Below are 18,397 nucleotides of genomic sequence, written 5' to 3'. Positions count from 1 at the left end.
GAGTGGGGAATCGGGAATGGCAAAGGCAACAGAAACAGCAACGCCAGACGTGGCAAGCAGGCAGCAAAGAAAGCAGGGGCAACGAACCGCACGAGCAGCAAACGACAGCAAAAGAACACAGGAGCGAATTGGACAGCGTTGAAGGACATCGGCCGATGGCGAGGGCTGGCAGAACGGAGCCGCTTGCGAACCCCCTCGCCATCCCCCTCTCGGCAATCAGGGAACCGCTCTACCGATTCCCTACTCCCGATTCCCCATTCCCGGCGCGTCAGCGCGCCAAGCGCTCGTTGACCAGCGAATCCACTACCGACGGATCTGCCAGCGTGGAGGTGTCGCCGAGCTGGTCGGGCGCGTTCTCGGCGATCTTGCGCAGGATGCGGCGCATGATCTTGCCCGAGCGGGTTTTGGGCAGGCCGGGCGCCCACTGCAAGTGGTCGGGCGAGGCGATCGGGCCGATCTCCTTGCGCACCCAGCTGACCAATTCCTTGTGCAGGTCTTCGCTCGGGCTCTGCCCGGCGATCAGGGTGACGTAGGCATAGATGCCCTGGCCCTTGACGTCATGCGGGAAGCCCACCACGGCCGCTTCGGCGACCTTGGGGTGCGAAACCAGCGCGCTTTCCACTTCGGCGGTGCCGATGCGGTGCCCGGAAACATTGATCACATCGTCCACGCGGCCGGTGATCCAGTAGTAGCCGTCGGCATCGCGACGGCAGCCGTCGCCGGTGAAGTAGCTGCCCGGATAGGTGCGGAAGTAGGTGTCGATAAAGCGCTGGTGGTCGCCGTACACGCTACGCATCTGGCCCGGCCACGAATCGAGCAGCACCAGATTACCTTCGGTGGCGCCTTCCAGAATCTTGCCTTCGGCATCGACCAGCGCCGGCTGCACGCCGAAGAACGGCAAGGTGGCCGAGCCCGGCTTGAGATCGACCGCGCCGGCCAGCGGCGAAATCAGGATGCCGCCGGTTTCGGTCTGCCACCACGTATCCACGATCGGGCAACGGCTGTCACCGACCACCTCGTAATACCAGCGCCAGGCTTCCGGATTGATCGGCTCGCCAACGCTGCCAAGCAGGCGCAGGCTCTTGCGCGAGGTCTTTTTGACCGGTTCCGCACCGTCGCGCATCAGCGCGCGAATCGCGGTGGGTGCGGTGTAGAAAATGGTGACCTGATGCTTGTCGATCACTTCCCAGAAGCGCGACACGTTCGGGTAATTGGGCACGCCTTCGAACATCACCGCGGTGGCGCCATTGGCGAGCGGGCCATAGACGATGTAGCTGTGGCCGGTGACCCAGCCCACGTCGGCGGTGCACCAGTAGATGTCGTCCTCGCGCAGGTCGAACACCACTTCATGCGTGTAGCTGGCAAACAACAGATAGCCGGCGGTGGTGTGCAACACGCCCTTGGGTTTGCCGGTGGAGCCGGAGGTGTAGAGGATGAAGAGCGGGTCTTCGGCGTTCATGCGCTCGGGTGTGCACTCGGCCGGCTGGCCGTCGACCACATCGTGGAACCAGCGATCGCGCGGTGCCTGCATCTCCACTGCGCCACCGGTATGGCGCACCACCAGCACGGTTTCCACCGTATCGGTGCCGGGAATCTTCAGCGCTGCATCGACATTTGCCTTGAGCGGAATCTTCTTGCCGCCGCGCAGGCCTTCGTCGGCGGTGATGATCAGCTTGCTCTGGCAATCGATCACGCGGTCGGCGATCGAGTTGGCAGCAAAGCCGCCGAACACCACCGAATGCACCGCACCGATGCGCGCGCAGGCGAGCATGGCCACAGCGGCGTCGACGATCATCGGCAGATAGATGGTGACCCGGTCGCCCTTCTTGACGCCCAGGTTGCGCAGCGCATTGCCCAGCTTGCAGACGCGCTCGTACAACTCGCGGTAGGTGACCGGGTAGGAGGCCGCATCCGGGCTGTCGGGTTCGAACAGCAGTGCGGTCTTGTCGCCGCGTGTGGCCAGCTGGCGGTCCAGGCAGTTGACGCTGGCGTTGAGCTCGCCATCGCCGAACCAGCGGATATGGAAGTCGTCCAGCGCGTAGCTGACGTCCTTGATCTGGGTGGGTTGCTTGAACCATTCGAGCCGCTGCGCGGCCTTGCCCCAGAACTGTTCGGGGTGTTCGATCGATTCGCGGTACAGCGCGGCGTACTGCTCGCGCGTCACGCGCGCATCGGCGGCGAACGCGGGATCGACGGGATAAACATCAGCCATGGCACCCTCACTTGCGATGAACTTGTCGGAAGAGGGCGTTGCGGCTGCCCTCGGTAGACAATCAGTGTGCCGCATCCATTCTGTCCCGGCGGTCAACGGCGCCTTAGACCATGGTCGTAACCGGGGTGAGTGCGCCAACGCACATGCCAGGCGTGCTGCGGTGCGACCATCGGTCATCTTGCGCAATGCTGCGTTGCAGCTACGACCAAAGGCGAATAGGCTCCGAAGCGCGGACTGCCTCACGCTCCGCACAGCATCGCCATCAAGCGCGAGGCCTTCATTGGGGAGAGGGTTCCATGAAACACCGTATTGCACCGCTGGTGCGCCATCCGTTGGCGGCCGCCTTGTTCGTGGCCACCATTTTGCCGGGCGCTGCGTTCGCCCAGACGTCCAAGGAAAAGGCACTGGAAGCGCGCATCGCCGAGCTCGAGCGCCAGGTCCAGATGCTGGTGTCTGCGCAGCAACAGCAGCAGGGCCAGATCGCGCAGACGCAGACGCAGGTCACCGAAGTGCGCACCTTGCAGGCGCAGACGCCGCCTGCACCGGCGGTGCCGGCCGGCAAGAAGCCGATCCAGCTGACCAGCATCACGCCGAACGCGTTGCCGGGGACAACGTTCCGTTACGGTGGTTTCATCAAGGCCGACTTCATGACCACCCGTACCAGCGACGGCGCATTGCCTGAGGGTGCGGTGGGGCGTTACCTGTATATCCCGACCCAGACGCCGGTCGGCGGGCAGGCGTCCAGCACCGATACCGACTTCCATGCCAAGTTCTCGCGCTTCAATCTGGGCGTGGACACCGTCACCGAAAACGGCGACAAGCTTACCGCCTTCATCGAACTGGATTTCTTCGGCAACGCGCTGGCCAACCAGGTCAACAATCTGTATGGCGGTACCTTGCGGCACGCCTACATGAGCTGGAACAACTGGCTGGCCGGTCAGACCTGGTCCAACTTCATCGATCCCACCATCCTGCCGGAAGCGGCCGACATCGTCGGGCCGACCGACGGTGCGTTGTTCAGCCGTCAGACCCAGATCCGGTACACCCGCGGCGCTTTCAGCGTGTCGGCCGAAAACCCCGAGACGCTGACCACCCCGTACCAGGGCGGCAACACCATCCTGGCCTCGGACCATGGCGCGATGCCGGACCTGACTGCACGCTACAACTGGAAGGGCACCTGGGGCACCTTCGGTCTGTCGGCCATTGCGCGCCAGTACCGCACCCGCAGCGCGCTGACCAACGACACCGACTTCGGCGGTGCCATCGCCGGCGGCGGCCGCTGGATCATCAACTCCAAGAACGATCTGCGTTACCAGCTCAGCTACGGCGAGGGCCTGGGACGCTATCTGGGCCTGGGCAACGGCTCGGATGTGGAGATCGACATCGACGGCAATATCCAGACCGTCACCACGGTTGCCGGTTGGGTGGCCTGGCGCCATGACTACAACGCCAAGCTGCGCAGCACCCTCATGTACTCGCGCGTGAATTACGACCATTCGCTGGCCAATACCGGTGGGCTTGCCAGCAAGTCCCAGCAAAGCATTCGCGCCAACGTGTTCTATTCGCCGTTGCCGAAGGTGGATGTGGGCGCCGAGCTGATGTACGGCCGTCGCGAAGCCGAAAACGGCGACAGCGGCGACATTTCGCGGCTGCAGTTCACCACCAAGTACAGCTTCTAGCGTTCTGCCACTGGCGGCCTGCTCCACTGCGGTGGAGCGGGCATCGCCGCCTTATGTCTTACCAGCGCTCTACCAGGAGACAGACCATGACCGTCTCGAATGACGCGTTGATCGCCAAGATCGATGCCAATCCGAAGTACCACGCACTCAAGCGTCAGCGCAACACGCTGGGCTGGACGCTCACCATACTGATGTTGCTGGCCTATTACGGCTACATCGGCCTGATTGCCTTCGACAAGGAATTCCTCGCCAAGCCGATCGGTGCCGGCGTGACCTCGATCGGCATCCCGATCGCGATCGGAGTGATGGTGTTCACCATCGTCATCACCGCCATCTACGTGCGTCGCGCCAACAACACCTACGACCAGCTGACCGCGCAGATCCTGGAGGAAGCCCGCAAATGAGCAAGATTTCGCGCCTTCTCCTGATCCTGGCCGGCCTGATGCCTGCCGGCATCGCGCTGGCCGCCGGCGGCGACCTGGGCCAGGTCGACAAGCAGCCCACCAACTGGGTGGCGATCGCCATGTTCGGCTTCTTCGTGCTGGCCACCCTGTGGATCACCAAATGGGCGGCGGCCAAGACCAAGTCGGCCGCCGACTTCTATACCGCTGGCGGTGGCATCACCGGTTTCCAGAACGGCCTGGCGATCGCTGGCGACTTCATGTCGGCGGCGTCGTTCCTGGGCATCACCGCTGCGGTGATGGCCAACGGCTACGACGGCCTGATCTATGCGATCGGTTTTCTGGTCGGCTGGCCCATCCTGACCTTCCTGATGGCCGAACGCCTGCGCAACCTCGGCAAGTACACCTTCGCCGACGTGGCCGGTTACCGCTTCGCGCCGACGGCGATCCGCAGCTTTGCGGCGTCGGGCACCTTGGTGGTGGTGCTGTTCTATCTGATCGCACAGATGGTCGGTGCCGGTGCGCTGATCAAGTTGCTGTTCGGCCTGGACTACTGGGTGGCGGTGACCCTGGTCGGCGTGCTGATGATGATCTACGTGTTGTTCGGCGGCATGACCGCAACGACCTGGGTGCAGATCATCAAGGCCGTGCTGCTGCTGACCGGCGTGACCTTCATGGCCGTGGCGATCATGTGGCATTTCAACTTCAGCTTCGAGGCGCTGTTTGCCGAAGGCGTGCGGGTGAAAACCGCGGTCGCGGCCAGCGGTGGCGCTTCGCCCGAGGATGCAGCAAAAGCAGGCTTGTCGATCATGGGGCCGGGCGGTTTCGTCAAGGACCCGATTTCGGCGATTTCCTTCGGCATGGCGCTGATGTTCGGTACCGCCGGCCTGCCGCACATCCTGATGCGCTTCTTCACCGTTCCCGATGCCAAGCAGGCACGCAAGTCGGTGCTGTGGGCCACCACCTGGATCGGGTACTTCTACATCCTGATCTTCATCATCGGCTTCGGTGCGATCGCACTGGTGTTGACCAACCCGCAGTTCGCCGATGTCGCCACCGGCACCATCCACGGCGGCAAGGGCGCGGCCAACATGGCGGCGGTGCTGGTCGGTAACGCGGTGGGCGGCAACGTGTTCATGGGCTTCATCTCGGCGGTGGCCTTCGCCACCATCCTGGCGGTGGTGGCCGGCCTGACCCTGTCCGGCGCCTCGGCGGTGTCGCATGACCTGTATGCCACGGTGCTCAAGAAGGGTAACCCGGCGCCTGGTTCGGAGCTCAAGGTCTCGCGTGCCACCACCCTGGTGCTGGGCGTGATCGCGGTGCTGCTGGGCATCGTGTTCGAGAAGCAGAACGTGGCCTTCATGGTGTCGCTGGCCTTCGCCATCGCCGCCTCGGCCAACTTCCCGGTGCTGATCCTGTCGTTGCTGTGGAAGAACTGCACCACCCGTGGTGCAGTGACCGGTGGTTTCCTCGGCCTGATCTCCTCGCTGGTGCTGACGATCCTGTCGCCGTCGGTGCGGGTGGACACGCTGGGCAACGCGGCCGGCTCGGCGCCGTTCCCGTACACCTCGCCGGCGCTGTTCTCGATGACGATTGGTTTTGTCGGCATCTGGTTGTTCTCGGTGCTGGATCGCAGCCCGCAGGCCGCCAACGAACGCGCTGCCTTCAAGGCGCAGCAGATCCGTGCCGAAACCGGCCTGGGTGCCAGTGGCGCCTCCGGTCATTGATCGACGGGTTGATGGTTGCTGTGATCGCAGAACGCCGGCCCAGTGCCGGCGTTCTGCGTTTTGGCGATGCGGCCGCTGTTGGGGCGGCCCGGCCAGGGACATGTGCGAGATGCCCGCACGGACCTGGCCCAGGTGGCTGCGTGTTCGCGGTGGTGCGTGCACACTCCGGTGCCACGGCTGAGGTCGGCACGGGTGAGTAGGCCGGCCAGACGCAGGCGGTCGAGCATGTCGCGCTCGTCAAGGCTCAGGCCGGGGAAGGCAGGCGACTGCGGTGGCGACGCGACTGCGGCGGATGACGGCATGGCCGGCGGTCTCATGGGGGTCAGGCCAACTTATCCACTTCGACCGGGCGGGTTGCTTCACGCCAAGTGATTGAATGATGGCGGCTGTCCGGTGCAGGTGCCCGCCTCGTGCCTTCGCTCACGGGCGGCGGCGCCCGACCGGCAGCGCCCGCGCATAGGCGCAGGCCGCTCGCCAACGGTCGGCGGCAAGCGCGTCAGTTGCGCTGATCCAGTGCGCCAGCTCACAGGGTGGCGTCGATGACGCACGCCAGGCCGGCACGCGCGCCTTCCCACACACGGCACGGCAGCGCGTGGCGGAATAGCCCGGTTCCGCCACGCCGGGCTCCACCGTCCTGAGGGCGACGCATGGCGCGGTACCATTGGTGGTTTGAACCACGGTCCGCGCCATGAAGATTGCCTCCTGGAACGTCAACTCGCTCAATGTGCGCCTGCCGCACCTGCAACAGTGGCTCGCCGCGTTTGCGCCGGATGTGGTGGGCATCCAGGAAACCAAGCTGGAAGACCGCAAGTTCCCCGATGCAGCGCTGGCGGCACTGGGCTACCGCAGCGTGTTCTGCGGGCAGAAAACCTATAACGGCGTGGCGATCCTGTCGCGCTCGCCGGCAGTTGACGTGCAGATGGGCATCCCCGGGCTCGACGATGTGCAGCAGCGCGTCATCGCCGCCACGGTGGATGGCGTGCGCATCATCAATCTGTATGTGGTCAACGGCCAGGACGTGGGCACCGACAAGTACGCCTACAAACTGCGCTGGCTCGCCGCAGCGCACGACTGGATCGCGCAGGAGCTGCAGCGGTACCCGCAGCTGGTGGTGCTGGGCGACTTCAACATCGCCCCGGACGCGCGCGACGTGCACGATGCAACGGTGTGGAACGAGCACCACATCCTCACCTCGACCGACGAGCGCGCCGCGTTGGACAAACTGCTGGCGCTGGGCTTGCACGACGCGTTCCGGTTGCACAACCAGGACGCCGAGCACTTCAGTTGGTGGGATTACCGCCAGGCCGGTTTCCGCCGCAATCTGGGCTTGCGTATCGACCTGACCCTGATCTCGGACGCGTTGCGCACGCGCGCGGTGGAATCGGGCATCGATCGCGAACCGCGGACCTGGGAGCGGCCCAGTGACCATGCGCCGGCGTGGGTGCGGCTGGCGGAGGTCGGCGCATGAGCGAGCGGCATCTGCGTCGGAGCACGCACAAGGTGGGCGATGTCACGCTGGGGCCGGTGCATCGCCTGAGTTGCCACTGCGGTGCAGTGCAAATCGATCTGGATCTGCCGCATGGCCTGCTCGATCCACGCCGCTGCGATTGCTCGATGTGCCGCCGGCGCGGCGCCATCGTCGCGTCGGTCACCCTCGATGGCCTGCATGTGGTGCAGGGCGAGGAAGTGCTGCAGCTGTATCAATTCAACACGCAGACCGCAGCGCATTATTTCTGCGGCGTGTGCGGCATCTACACCCATCACCGGCGCCGCTCCAATCCCAATGAATACGGCTATAACGTCGGCTGCCTGGAAGGCGTCAATCCGTATGCGTTGAACATCGCCGTGCCGGTGGAAGACGGCGTGCACCACCCGGCCGATCGCATTGCCGCGAAAGGCTGAAACGACAACGCCCGGGCAGGCCCGGGCGTTGCGCGACGCGAGAGCTGTGTGAGGCGCTGCGTTAGCGCAGGCGGCCGCGGGTCACCAGATTGAGGATGGCCAGCAAGATCACCGCACCCACCAGCGACCACACGAAGGTCCACAGCGTAATGGCCTGGTTGATGCCGCCACCAAACAGGAAACCGGCGATCAGTGCGCCCACGATGCCCACCACCACATTGAGGATGATGCCCTGCTGCGCGTCGCGGCGCATGATGATGCTGGCCAGCCAACCCACGATGCCGCCGACGATCAACCAGATGATGATGCCCATGTTGCTGATCTCCATGTTCGCGTGCACCGGAAGTGGTGCATGGGCGCCATTCAACGCAGCTGCGCGTGAAGCAGCTGTCGAGCGCGATGAACGATGTGGCCGAATGTTCGGCTTGGTGCACGGCGCGTGACAGCGCATGCGAGCTGGCAGGTTGGCCCGGTGCAGCTGTGGCTACGCCCGCACCGCCCCGGCGAGCGTGGCGAGCCGCAGGCGCGTCAGCTGCTCGGCCCGGCCTTGGGCATCGACCCGGCAGTGGTGCCATTGCAGCGCGATGCACGCGGGCGTCCCTCGTTGCAGCCGGCGCTGCCCGACCGCGATACCGGTTGGAGCCACAGCGGCGACTATCTGCTGGTAGGGCTGGGCCAGGGCGTGCGACTGGGCGTGGATCTGGAACGCATTCGTGCGCGCCCGCGTGTGCTGGAGATCGCGCAACGCTTCTTCCATCGCGATGAAATCGCCTTGCTCGCTGCGCTGGCGCCGGACGCACAACACGCGTTGTTCTTCCGGCTGTGGTGCGCCAAGGAAGCCTTGCTCAAGGCCCATGGGCATGGCCTGTCGTTCGGCTTGCACCGGCTTGCGTATGCGCCCGCGCCCGACGGCGCACTGCGCCTGCAGTGGTGCGATCCGGAACTTGGCCAGGCCGAACACTGGCAGCTGCACGAATGGTGGGCTGCTCCGGAGTGTCGCGCGGCATTGGCGTTCCATCCGTTGGCGGGCGCGTAACCCGTCCGCTGCGTGGGCCTACGCCACGCCGTGCGGCAGAATCGGTTGACGGAACTGCGCCACCCCATCCAGGTCGCGCAACGTCACCGTGAGGACGCCGCTGCGGCCATCGATGTCCACTTCGCCAAAGAACTGGTAACCGGCCAGCGGCGAGGTGTTGGGCGCAGGTGGCGCTTTTTGGAACACCACGCTCGGGCCGAACGTGGCATCCAGTGCATTGGGCCCGAAACTGCCGGCATTGAGCGGGCCGCCGACAAATTCCCAGAACGGTTCGAACTGCTGAAACGCGGCGCGATCGGGGTGATAGTAGTGCGCCGCGCAGTAATGCACGTCGGCGGTGAGCCACACCGTATTGCGGATGCGTGCGCGGCTGATGAAGCGCAACAGCGTGGCGATTTCCTGTTCGCGGCCACGTGGCACGCCGGGGTCGCCATTGGCAATCGCCTCCCAGCGCGGGCGCCCGTTTCCATCTTCGCCATCTGGCACCTGCAGGCCGATCGGCATGTCGGCGGCAATCACCTTCCATTGCGCGCGCGAGCCGGCCAGTTCGCGCTGCAACCACGCCAGTTGCTCCGGCCCGAGAAACGCGGCATCGGGACCGGGCCGCGGTTGCAGGTTGTCGCTGTTGGCGCCGCGGTAGCTGCGCATGTCCAGCACGAACACATCCAGCAACGGGCCGTAGGCAATCTTGCGGTAGATACGCCCGCTGCCGTCGGCGCGCACGCCGCGCATCGGCGCGTATTCCAGAAACGCCTGGCGGGCGCGCCTGGCCAGCACGTCGATGTCGCGCACCTGATAGCGCGCATCCAGTTGCTTGCCGGGCGACCAATTGTTGGTGGTTTCGTGGTCGTCCCATTGCCACAGTTGCGGCACCTCGGCATTGAAGCGGCGCACGTGCGCATCGAGCAGGTTGTAGCGATAGTTGCCGCGAAATTCGTCCAGCGTTTCGGCCACCTTGCTTTTGGCCGCGGTGGTGAGATTGCGCCAGCGCTTGCCGTCTTCCACCGTCAGCTCGGCCGGGATCGGGCTGTCGGCGTAGATGGTGTCGCCGCTGTGCAGGAAGAAATCCGGATTGCGCTCGCGCATCGCCGAGTAGATGCGCATGCCGCCGATGTCCGGGTTGATGCCGAAGCCCTGGCCAACCGTGTCGCCGCTCCAGACAAAGCGCACATCGCCACGCGCCTGCGGTGCGCTGCGCAGATGGCCGTGGACGGGCGCGCTCAACACACCGCTGTCGGCATCTTCGAAACGCACGCGATAGAAGATGTCCTGGTCGCGTGGCAGGCCGCTCAGGTCCGCACGTGCGGTGAAGTCGTGCGCCGCCGATGCGATCGTGCCGTCCACGCGCCGCGCCTGACGCAGGCTTGGGCGGGTGTCCCATTCCACCCGCAACCGCGCCGGGCGGTCGGCACGGCTCCACAGCATCGCGCGGTCGTCCAGCACATCGCCGCTCTGCACCCCGTCGGTGATGGTGGGTCGTCCCGACGGCGCGGCCAGGCTGCGCGCAGACCAAGCGGCAGTGGCCGGCAGCAACACACCGGCACCCAAGCCTTGCAGGATGCGGCGACGGGCGGGATCGGAGACAGTCATGGGATCCTCGAACGCTTGACTTCGACTTCCAGATATAGCGCCGCCGTCTTACCGCCACGTGTCGATGTGGGTGCGGATAATCGATTCCAGGATGGGTTGCTGATCCGCCAGACAGCTCCGTTGGTTGGGCCACCTCCGTCATCTGCTAGTCGTGTTCATTCGGCCGTGTCAGAGCATAGGAACGAAGTGGCTGAATACCTTTCGTCGTAAAAGTTGTGAGACGTGCAACTATTAACGCAATTGAGCGTAAGGCTGGCCGGATGCGTTGTCGCAAATGTTCTGGGAGGCACAACGATTTGACCAGTGTCCGTCTGGAAATTTGCCAGTACCGCTAGCCAAGCGCATATGCCTGAAAACGCATAGATAAATTCCTGCGACTGCCACAGAATTTATACGGTCTTCAAAAAGTTCAGAGCGCAGAAATAAATTAGTCGCCACATGTGTTTATGTTTGACTGAATATTGGTTCTTGACGAGACTTGGATCATATAAGCAGACTCGCTAGGTGCATCCAGGGAAGAGGTTGTCGCGCATTGCGCGATGCATCAGCCGACTCATCGGCCGGGGCGGCGGTCTTGGGGAAATTTTCAATCAATTACAGGGGTCAGGGATGAGCAGGACGCAGCGCGTGTCTGGGGGCACGTTGAATAGGCTCTGGGCAAGGAGTGAGGGAAATGATGCGAAGCGCTTCGTCGCCAGCTATTGCTGGCTACTGGGAATCGCGTTGGGGTCCTCATCTATTGCGCTGCATGCGGAGATTCCCAGCTGGCACGAGGAATACGGCAATCGGCTGAAATATGCGGAATTGGTCGAGCCGCTCAAAGGCGACATCTTCGGCGAATCCGTCAACCTTTATGACGGCGCGGTGTCCTTCTCGGCCACTGAGCTGTCCTTACCCGGCAATAGCGGTTTGCCAGTGTCCATCGGTCGCAAGCTCGATCCAACCAACCCCAAGCGCAATCTGGCTTTCGGTGACTGGGAACTGGATATCCCTTCGCTTTCCGGAGTGTTCGGAAACGACAGCGTCACGGTCGCCGCGGGTTATTGGGCGCCGGCGCAACGCTGTGCGAGTGTTGGCGTGCCACCGGTTGTCAGGATCAAGAATGTCCGGGGAACCTATGACGTCGACTTTGCCGATTACGAGTACTGGGATGGCAACCGGCTCTCACTGCCCGGAGGTGGAGGCGGCGAACTGCTTGGCGCCTCCGGCGATGTGCGTCAGGTCAGGCCGAACATTGCCGAGCCTACACGTTGGAATACCAAGGATGGCTGGTTTTTCTCCTGTTTAAGCGCTTTGAAGAGCGGACAGCCAGGCCAGGGATTCGTCGGCCATGCTCCCGATGGCAACAAGTACTATTTCGATTGGATGGTGGTGAGAGACCATAACGATCCGGCGCACAAGCAAAGCCTTGGGCCTGATACGCATGCGGTGCTGCGCCGCAATAAGGTGCTCTTGTACCCCAGCCAGATCGTGGACCGCTTCGGTAACTGGGTGCGTTACGACTGGAGTGGCGCTCAGTTGCAGCGGATTTATTCCAACGATGGTCGTAGCATTGGGTTGGCGTACGACAGCGCGGGTCGTATTGCCAGTGTGACAAGTGGCACGCGTCAATGGACCTACCAGTACGACGGGACAACCTCAAGGCTGCTCTCCGTCACGCTGCCGGATGGGACGGCATGGGGCTACAACATCATCCCGCCCGCGCTGGTCTACAAGCAGCCGCAAACCCAGAACGAGCCCGAATCCAATTATCGAGTGCGCATGGATCTATGCGCCAAGATGGGCATCTTTATCGATAACGAGGCCGTTTACACAGTCAACCATCCATCCGGTGCAGTGGGAACCTTTCGCCTTCGCCCGATCCGGCATGGGCGGATGGGCGTGCGTTTCGACTGTCAGGAAAATGGCGAGAACGGCACGCTGGAAGAGGGCTGGAACCAGACGCCGTTGTATCGCGACGCTTACACCCTCAAGTCTAAGACCATCTCCGGGCCTGCGTTGCCGACCGCACAATGGCAATACGAGTATCTCAATCTTGGTGGACGCTACGACCGCGACGTCACGCTCGCCAACTGGCCGCTGTATCCAACTGGCAACGCCGAGCATAAGTTCACGGTGGAGACCGGCCCCGATGGCACGGTCAAACGCTACGAGTTCGGTAAGGAAGTCCGCTACAACGATGGACGCTTGCTGGGTGTGGCGACGATGCGCAATGGCGCCACTGTCAAAGTCGAGACCACCAGTTACATCCCCGAGTCGCAACTTGCGGGCGCATCATTTCCAGCATCGGCTGGCAACAGCTATGTCTACGGAAGCGACGAGATCATGTCGCACGGCAACCGTCCCGTGCAGAACACCAGCACGATACAGGACGGTGTCCAGTTCACCCGGCAGGTGACCGGCTTCGATGCATTGGCACGCGAGACCTCGGCGGTGGAGTCAAATTCCGCCGGGCAAAGTCGTACCACCGCCAAGTCCTACTACGACAATACCGCGCTTTGGTTGATGGGGCAGGACCAGCAGGAGGCGGTCGCAGGCGTCGAGCGCAGTCGCACCGAGTTCGACACGGCAACCGGATTGCCGGTGCGTTTCTACGCCTTCGGGCGGCTTGTGCAAAGCGTCGGTTACGCCGCCGACGGAACGGTTGCCAGCGTGAGCGACGGACGGGGCAACGCGACCTTGCTCAGCAGTTGGAAGTTCGGAGTGCCGCAGCTGATCCGGTTCCCGGGCACCGCCGAAGCTCCTAACGGGGCACTGCGATCGGCAGCGATCGACGACAACGGGTGGATCGCCGCGCTGACCGACGAGAATGGATTCACCACCAACTATAGCTATGACGGCATGGGCCGGCTGGCGTCGATCCAATATCCGCGAGACGACAGCACGGCATGGAATGGCGTGACCTTTGCACTACAACGCATCGGCACCGCCAATCTTGGTCTGCCCGCGGGACATTGGCTGCATAGTCGCACGCAAGGAGGGCACACGACACAGACCTATCTGGATGCGTTGTTTCGCCCGGTATTGACGGCCGAGTTGGCGCAAGGGCAAACCGACAGTGCGATCGTCACCCGCTACGATGTCAGCGGGCAAAAATCGTTCATTTCGTATCCTTCGCGCACGGTGAGCGATGTCAATCAATCCCTTCCAGGAACATCCTATAGCTACGATGCGCTTGGGCGGGCGGTCAGTCTGTCGCAAACATCCGAGCTCTGGCCGTTGGTCACAAACACGGCGTACCTCGGCGATCTGAGCGTGCGCGTGACCAACGCGCGCGGCTTGGCCACGACAACCCGCTATCTGGCCTACAGCGGTCCGGACTACGACACGCCACTGAGCATTGCGCAACCGGAGGGCGTGCTTACCGAAATCCAGCGCGATGTGTTTGGATCCCCGCTTGCAATCACCCGGCGCAACGCCGACGGCAGTCAGCAGGTCACGCGGCGCTATGTTTACGATGCGTACCAGCGGCTTTGCAAGACCATCGAGCCGGAGTCCGGTGCCACCGTGCAGGATTATGATGCTGCCGGCAACCTCGCCTGGTCGGCGTCGGGTACTGCGCTGAGCAGCCCGAGCCAATGCGATACCGCAGCGGCTCAATCCAGCGGGCGCGCTGCGGTGCGCAGCTATGACCCGCGTAACCGCCTGACCCAGCTGCGCTTTCCCGACGGTCGGGGTAATCAGGATTGGTCCTATACGGCAGACGGCCTGCCTGCCTCGGTCAGCACCTTCAACACCTCCGCTGCACTGCCGGTGGTGAACACCTATCTGTACAACCGCCGGCGATTGCTGGTGCAGGAGTCGCAGCAGCACGTCGAGCTTGGCGTCAAGACCATGGCCTACGCCTACGATGCCAATGGCGCACTGGCCAGCCATACCTATCCGGGTGGCCGTGTCGTGGACTATGCGCCCGATCCGCTGGGTCGCCCTACGCGTGCGGGCAGCTTTGCTTCCGATGTCACCTATTACGCCAACGGCAGCATGTCGCGGTTCGTCTATGGCAATGGCGTCGTGCACACGTTGGTGCAGAACATCCGTGGACTTCCCGATCGCAGTACCGATCTGTCTGGCGGCACAGCGGTGCTCGACGATGGTTACGACTACGATGCTGCAGGCAACGTGGTGGCTATCAGCGACGGTGTGCCCGGCGGCAACAGCAGCCGCGACATGGCCTACGACGGCCTGGACCGGCTGAAGACCGTAACCTCGGCTGCATTCGGCGGCGCCAGCTACAGCTATGACGTGTTGGACAATCTGCGTACGGCCAAGGTGGGTACGCGAGATCGCACGCATTTCTACGATGGCAGCAATCGCCTGACCAACGTGGTCGATGCAGTAAGCGGCGCGACCCTGATCGGGTTGGGCTACGACGTGCAGGGCAATCTGAACAACCGCAACGGCGTGGCCTATGACTTCGATTATGGCAACCGCCTGCGCCAGGTCGGCGCGGTCGAGGCCTATGAGTACGATGCGCAGGGTAGGCGTATCCGCGCCCAGGCAGCGGCCGGCGGCGCGATCTACTCCTTCTACGATACTGCTGGCGTCCTGCGGCAGCAGCGCAACGAGCGCACCGGCAAGGACGTCGACTACATCCAACTCAATGGCAGCCTGGTGGCCAGGGTATCCGGCAGTCTGACGCCAAATGTCCCAGCTTTGAGTGGCCCCGGCTACGTCAATCAGGGCACCTATGCCCTGAGCTGGAACGCGGTGGGCGCGGCAACGCGTTACGAATTGCAGGAAGCCGCAGGCGGTGGAAGCTGGACAGGCATCTACAACGCGGGCGCGCTGACGTTTACCGTCAGCGGAAGGTCGACCGGCAGCTTTCAGTACCGTGTTCGTGCCTGCCGCGACACCTGTGGCGGCTGGAGCAATACCGCCACGGTGGCGATCGAACTGCCGCCCTCGACGGTGCCGGCGGTGTCGGTGCCGCCGTTTGGCGACAACGGCAACTACAGCGTTGGCTGGTCCACGTCGGCGGGTGCTACCCGTTACGAATTGGAGGAAAGCGTTGCAGGCGGCGGCTGGAGCCAGAGCTACTCGGGCGCCGGCCTGTCCAAGACGTTCGGCACACGCACGGCGGGCGTCTATACCTACCGTGTGCGCGGCTGCAATCCCATCGGCTGCACCGGCTACAGTGCCAGTGGTAGCGTCAGCGTGGTCTATCCCCCCGCAGCCACGCCGGCGGTGAGTGCTCCGGCTCGCGCCACCACTGCGGGCTTTACGGTCAACTGGTCGGCGGTCGGCGGCGCGGACCGCTACGTATTCCAGGAGAGCGCCAACGGCGGTGCGTGGTCCACGCTGCAGGAGGGCGCACAGCAGACGTTCGGAACCGGCGCCCGTGGGGTGGGCATGTACGCCTACCGCGTGGCAGCGTGCAATCGTGCCGGCTGCGGCGGCTGGTCCGGCAACGTGTCTGTGCAGGTCATCGCCCCGCCGACTCTGGAGCCCTCGTTGTCGGCTCCGGCGCTGGTGTCGGGTAACGCGTATACGGTGAGTTGGAGCACGCCTGCTGGCAGCGAGAGCTTCCAGCTGGAAGAAAGCGTCAATGGCGGTGGCTGGACGCTGGTCTACGTCGGCGGCGGCGCCAGCTTCGCGACCAGCAAGGGCAAGGGCAGTTACGGCTACCGCGCCAGGGCCTGCAACTTTGCCGGTTGCGGACCGACTTCGGGCATCGTTACGGTAACGGTTTTCCCGCCGCCAGCTACCCCGACCATGCAACTGGCGAACTGGCTGACCACGCGCACTGCGCCGTATCAGGTCTGGTGCGAAGTGGGCTGGTCGGCGGTGGCCGATGCCGTGGAGTACCAGCTGCAGACCAACGCCGGCAAGGCGCTCTACGCAGGGGCCAAGACCTACGTCAGCGCCAACGGCAACGCTTACTGTGCCTATGAGTACAAGGTGCGCGCGTGTAACGCAGGTGGCTGTTCGCCATGGTCGAACCCGCCGTTCCCGGTCACCCAGAGCAAGATGGACTGAGGACGCCAGGATGCTGAAGCAACTATCGACTATCGCGGCACTGCTGATGGCCCTGACCTGGCCCAGTGCCGGTCGTGCGCAGACGGTGGAGTACATCCACACCGACGCACTGGGCTCACCGGTGGCGATTACCGACGCCGCGGGCAATGTGACCGAGCGGACGGTGTATGAGCCGTATGGAGCAACGGTGAACAAGGCCGTGGTAGACGGGCCGGGATATACCGGACATGTCACTGATGCGACTACCGGGCTGAGTTATATGCAGCAGCGGTATTACGACCCGCAGATTCCACGGTTCCTGTCGGTCGATCCGGTTGTCGCTGATACGCGCAACGGTTGGAACTTCAACCGCTACAACTACGCTGCGAGCAACCCCTACAAGTTCAAGGACCCCGACGGTCGGATCATCGACACCATTGCCGATATCGGGTTTATTGCCTACGACATTTATGCGCTGGCGACAGAGCCGAGTTGGACGAATGCTGGTGCATTGGGGGCCGATGTTGTCGGTGCGGTGGTGCCATTCGCGACAGGATTAGGAACTGCTGTTAGAGCGGGCTCCCACGCAGCAGATGTGGCTAAAGCTGCCGATAAGGTTGATGATGCAGTAAAGGGGGCTGCTGGCGGTGAGAGGGCCGGTAAGCGGTTCACTCGTGCAGGTAAAGCCGAAGTCAAAGCCGATAACGCAGCAAAGAGCGGCGGACAAACGAAATGCTCGAATTGTGGTCAGGCAACAGTGCCCGCTCAGCAAAGTCGTGCTGGTGTGACTCCGCCGAAGAACGAAACCCATGTCGACCACGTAATCCCGCAGTCCAAGGGCGGGAATGGATCGCCTGATAACGGACAGGTGCTTTGCCGCGAATGCAATTTGCAGAAGGGAGACAAGATGTGAATGTTCGGGTTAGGGTCCATTTTCAATTGGAGCAAGATGAGGATGGTTATCCTCATCTTGCGGTGGAATCTTTGTGGGCTGAGCCTAGTGCAAAGCCCAATGAATACGTTATCGACAACGTTCCATTTTTTGTCCGCACTGCGACAATCGGGGATACGGTGCGGGTGCGTGAAGAAGATGGAAATCGCTGGTTCGATAGTTTGGTGCACCGGTCAAAAAATTCTCTGGTGAGGGTTGTGTTCTTTGATCGGGATTGCGTCGATGCTGTCAGTGAACGTCTTGTGGCTATGGGATGCTCCACGGAGTATTTACGTGAACACAATCTCATGGCGGTGAGCATTCCCTTCAGCGTCAGCTTGGGAGATGTTCAAACGTATCTTCAAGTGGAAGCGGACGCTGGCCGAATCGACTTCGAGGAACCGATTCTTAGGCAGGGCTGAAGTCGGCTTGTGACTAGAGCGTCGGCAACTTAGCGGCATGGCGCGTCTGGGATCGTCGGTCCAGCAGGTGCTGAGGTGGCGCCGTCGGCACAGAGCGTAGGCGTTCTGGCCGAGCAGGCGGCGGGCTTGGCCAGGTTGGCTCGCTGACGCGTTCCCTGCGCACGGTGTTGTCGCGCCAGCCGCACAGGTGCACCTTGTCAGCCTCTTCCACGTCGCGATAGACCTGCACCACGTCGGCGGCGGTGGGCCGGTCGCCGGGGCCGACGGTGTGCGGCAGCGGTGCGCCGCGTCTTAACCTGTGTCACTGAATTAGCCGAAAGTCGCTTTAAGGCGTTTTTACGAATCGCGAGAGGTGCTTCAAGGGCGAAATGCGGCGGCGGGCTTGATCGCGTCTAGGGTTGATCGCAGCAGTAGGCGGAATCCGCGTCGGGTCAGAGTGTTCAGCCCTAATATGACCCGCAGATTCCACGGTTCCTGTCAGTGGACCCGGTGACCGCTGATACGACCACTGGCGGAAATTTTTGTCGACTCCCCGCAATTCA

Annotated in this window: 12 protein-coding genes; 9 read left to right on the top strand and 3 right to left on the bottom strand. The window is 63.1% G+C overall.

The window, feature by feature from the left end; translation table 11 throughout:
• Positions 1 to 268: 268 nt before the first annotated feature.
• The gene (gene acs, locus J7396_RS12535; RefSeq protein ID WP_008575986.1) at positions 269 to 2,212 is read right to left on the bottom strand and encodes an acetate--CoA ligase; all 1,944 of its coding nucleotides are present in this window, start codon (positions 2,210 to 2,212) and stop codon (positions 269 to 271) included.
• Between the two features lie 296 nt (positions 2,213 to 2,508).
• On the opposite strand from acs, the gene J7396_RS12530 reads away from it, so the two are divergent.
• From J7396_RS12530 to J7396_RS12505, 5 genes are all read left to right on the top strand, one after another.
• Entirely contained in the window at positions 2,509 to 3,891 is a 1,383-nt protein-coding gene (locus J7396_RS12530; protein ID WP_008575984.1) for a DcaP family trimeric outer membrane transporter, read from the top strand.
• 86 nt (positions 3,892 to 3,977) lie between these two features.
• Positions 3,978 to 4,295: a DUF485 domain-containing protein gene (locus J7396_RS12525; protein WP_008575982.1), complete on the top strand. Its 318-nt coding sequence runs from the start codon at positions 3,978 to 3,980 to the stop codon at positions 4,293 to 4,295.
• Positions 4,292 to 6,019 (top strand): cation acetate symporter, encoded by a 1,728-nt coding sequence (locus J7396_RS12520; RefSeq protein ID WP_209261531.1) that lies wholly within the window; start codon positions 4,292 to 4,294, stop codon positions 6,017 to 6,019. Before J7396_RS12525 ends, J7396_RS12520 begins: the two co-directional genes overlap by 4 nt.
• 688 nt (positions 6,020 to 6,707) lie before the next feature.
• Positions 6,708 to 7,487: an exodeoxyribonuclease III gene (gene xth / locus J7396_RS12510; RefSeq protein WP_209261530.1), complete on the top strand. Its 780-nt coding sequence runs from the start codon at positions 6,708 to 6,710 to the stop codon at positions 7,485 to 7,487.
• Positions 7,484 to 7,921: a GFA family protein gene (locus J7396_RS12505; RefSeq protein ID WP_008575974.1), complete on the top strand. Its 438-nt coding sequence runs from the start codon at positions 7,484 to 7,486 to the stop codon at positions 7,919 to 7,921. Before xth ends, J7396_RS12505 begins: the two co-directional genes overlap by 4 nt.
• Before the next feature lie 61 nt (positions 7,922 to 7,982).
• On the opposite strand, the gene J7396_RS12500 is transcribed toward J7396_RS12505, so the two are convergent.
• Entirely contained in the window at positions 7,983 to 8,234 is a 252-nt protein-coding gene (locus J7396_RS12500; RefSeq protein ID WP_209261529.1) for a GlsB/YeaQ/YmgE family stress response membrane protein, read from the bottom strand.
• Positions 8,235 to 8,360: 126 nt separating this feature from the next.
• Here J7396_RS12500 and J7396_RS12495 point away from each other — a divergent pair, with 126 nt between their 5' ends.
• A complete protein-coding gene (locus J7396_RS12495; protein WP_209261528.1) occupies positions 8,361 to 8,957 on the top strand; it encodes a 4'-phosphopantetheinyl transferase superfamily protein in 597 nt (198 codons plus the stop codon).
• 18 nt (positions 8,958 to 8,975) lie between these two features.
• Here J7396_RS12495 and J7396_RS12490 read toward each other — a convergent pair whose 3' ends face one another.
• Positions 8,976 to 10,547, bottom strand: a complete 1,572-nt coding sequence (locus tag J7396_RS12490) for an alkaline phosphatase D family protein (protein ID WP_008575967.1) — start codon at positions 10,545 to 10,547, stop codon at positions 8,976 to 8,978.
• Between the two features lie 522 nt (positions 10,548 to 11,069).
• On the opposite strand from J7396_RS12490, the gene J7396_RS12485 reads away from it, so the two are divergent.
• Genes J7396_RS12485 through J7396_RS12475 form a run of 3 tightly spaced genes read left to right on the top strand, consistent with a single transcriptional unit; the run spans position 11,070 to position 17,855 of the window.
• Positions 11,070 to 16,523, top strand: a complete 5,454-nt coding sequence (locus tag J7396_RS12485) for an RHS repeat domain-containing protein (protein WP_244669649.1) — start codon at positions 11,070 to 11,072, stop codon at positions 16,521 to 16,523.
• 46 nt (positions 16,524 to 16,569) lie between these two features.
• The gene (locus tag J7396_RS12480) at positions 16,570 to 17,415 is read left to right on the top strand and encodes an RHS repeat-associated core domain-containing protein (RefSeq protein ID WP_244669653.1); all 846 of its coding nucleotides are present in this window, start codon (positions 16,570 to 16,572) and stop codon (positions 17,413 to 17,415) included.
• Positions 17,385 to 17,855 carry a DUF4265 domain-containing protein gene (locus tag J7396_RS12475; protein WP_209261526.1) on the top strand — a complete coding sequence of 157 codons (471 nt, stop codon included), beginning with the start codon at positions 17,385 to 17,387 and terminating at the stop codon, positions 17,853 to 17,855. The genes J7396_RS12480 and J7396_RS12475 overlap by 31 nt, the downstream gene beginning before the upstream one ends.
• Positions 17,856 to 18,397: the final 542 nt, after the last annotated feature.

This window comes from Xanthomonas sp. A1809, from assembly GCF_017746015.1.
GTDB lineage: Bacteria > Pseudomonadota > Gammaproteobacteria > Xanthomonadales > Xanthomonadaceae > Xanthomonas > Xanthomonas euvesicatoria.
The sequence above is the reverse complement of the archived record's forward strand: the minus strand, read 5'-3'. Positions and strand labels throughout refer to the sequence as shown.

What these genes read in the sequence shown, in the direction of transcription:
- J7396_RS12480 (WP_244669653.1), top strand. Translation starts at nt 16,570, where the DNA reads ATGGCCCTGACCTGGCCCAGTGCCGGTCGTGCGCAGACGGTGGAGTAC.
- J7396_RS12505 (WP_008575974.1), top strand. Translation starts at nt 7,484, where the DNA reads ATGAGCGAGCGGCATCTGCGTCGGAGCACGCACAAGGTGGGCGATGTC.
- J7396_RS12520 (WP_209261531.1), top strand. Translation starts at nt 4,292, where the DNA reads ATGAGCAAGATTTCGCGCCTTCTCCTGATCCTGGCCGGCCTGATGCCT.
- acs (WP_008575986.1), bottom strand. Translation starts at nt 2,212, where the DNA reads ATGGCTGATGTTTATCCCGTCGATCCCGCGTTCGCCGCCGATGCGCGC.
- xth (WP_209261530.1), top strand. Translation starts at nt 6,708, where the DNA reads ATGAAGATTGCCTCCTGGAACGTCAACTCGCTCAATGTGCGCCTGCCG.
- J7396_RS12530 (WP_008575984.1), top strand. Translation starts at nt 2,509, where the DNA reads ATGAAACACCGTATTGCACCGCTGGTGCGCCATCCGTTGGCGGCCGCC.
- J7396_RS12500 (WP_209261529.1), bottom strand. Translation starts at nt 8,234, where the DNA reads ATGGGCATCATCATCTGGTTGATCGTCGGCGGCATCGTGGGTTGGCTG.
- J7396_RS12525 (WP_008575982.1), top strand. Translation starts at nt 3,978, where the DNA reads ATGACCGTCTCGAATGACGCGTTGATCGCCAAGATCGATGCCAATCCG.
- J7396_RS12475 (WP_209261526.1), top strand. Translation starts at nt 17,385, where the DNA reads ATGCAATTTGCAGAAGGGAGACAAGATGTGAATGTTCGGGTTAGGGTC.
- J7396_RS12490 (WP_008575967.1), bottom strand. Translation starts at nt 10,547, where the DNA reads ATGACTGTCTCCGATCCCGCCCGTCGCCGCATCCTGCAAGGCTTGGGT.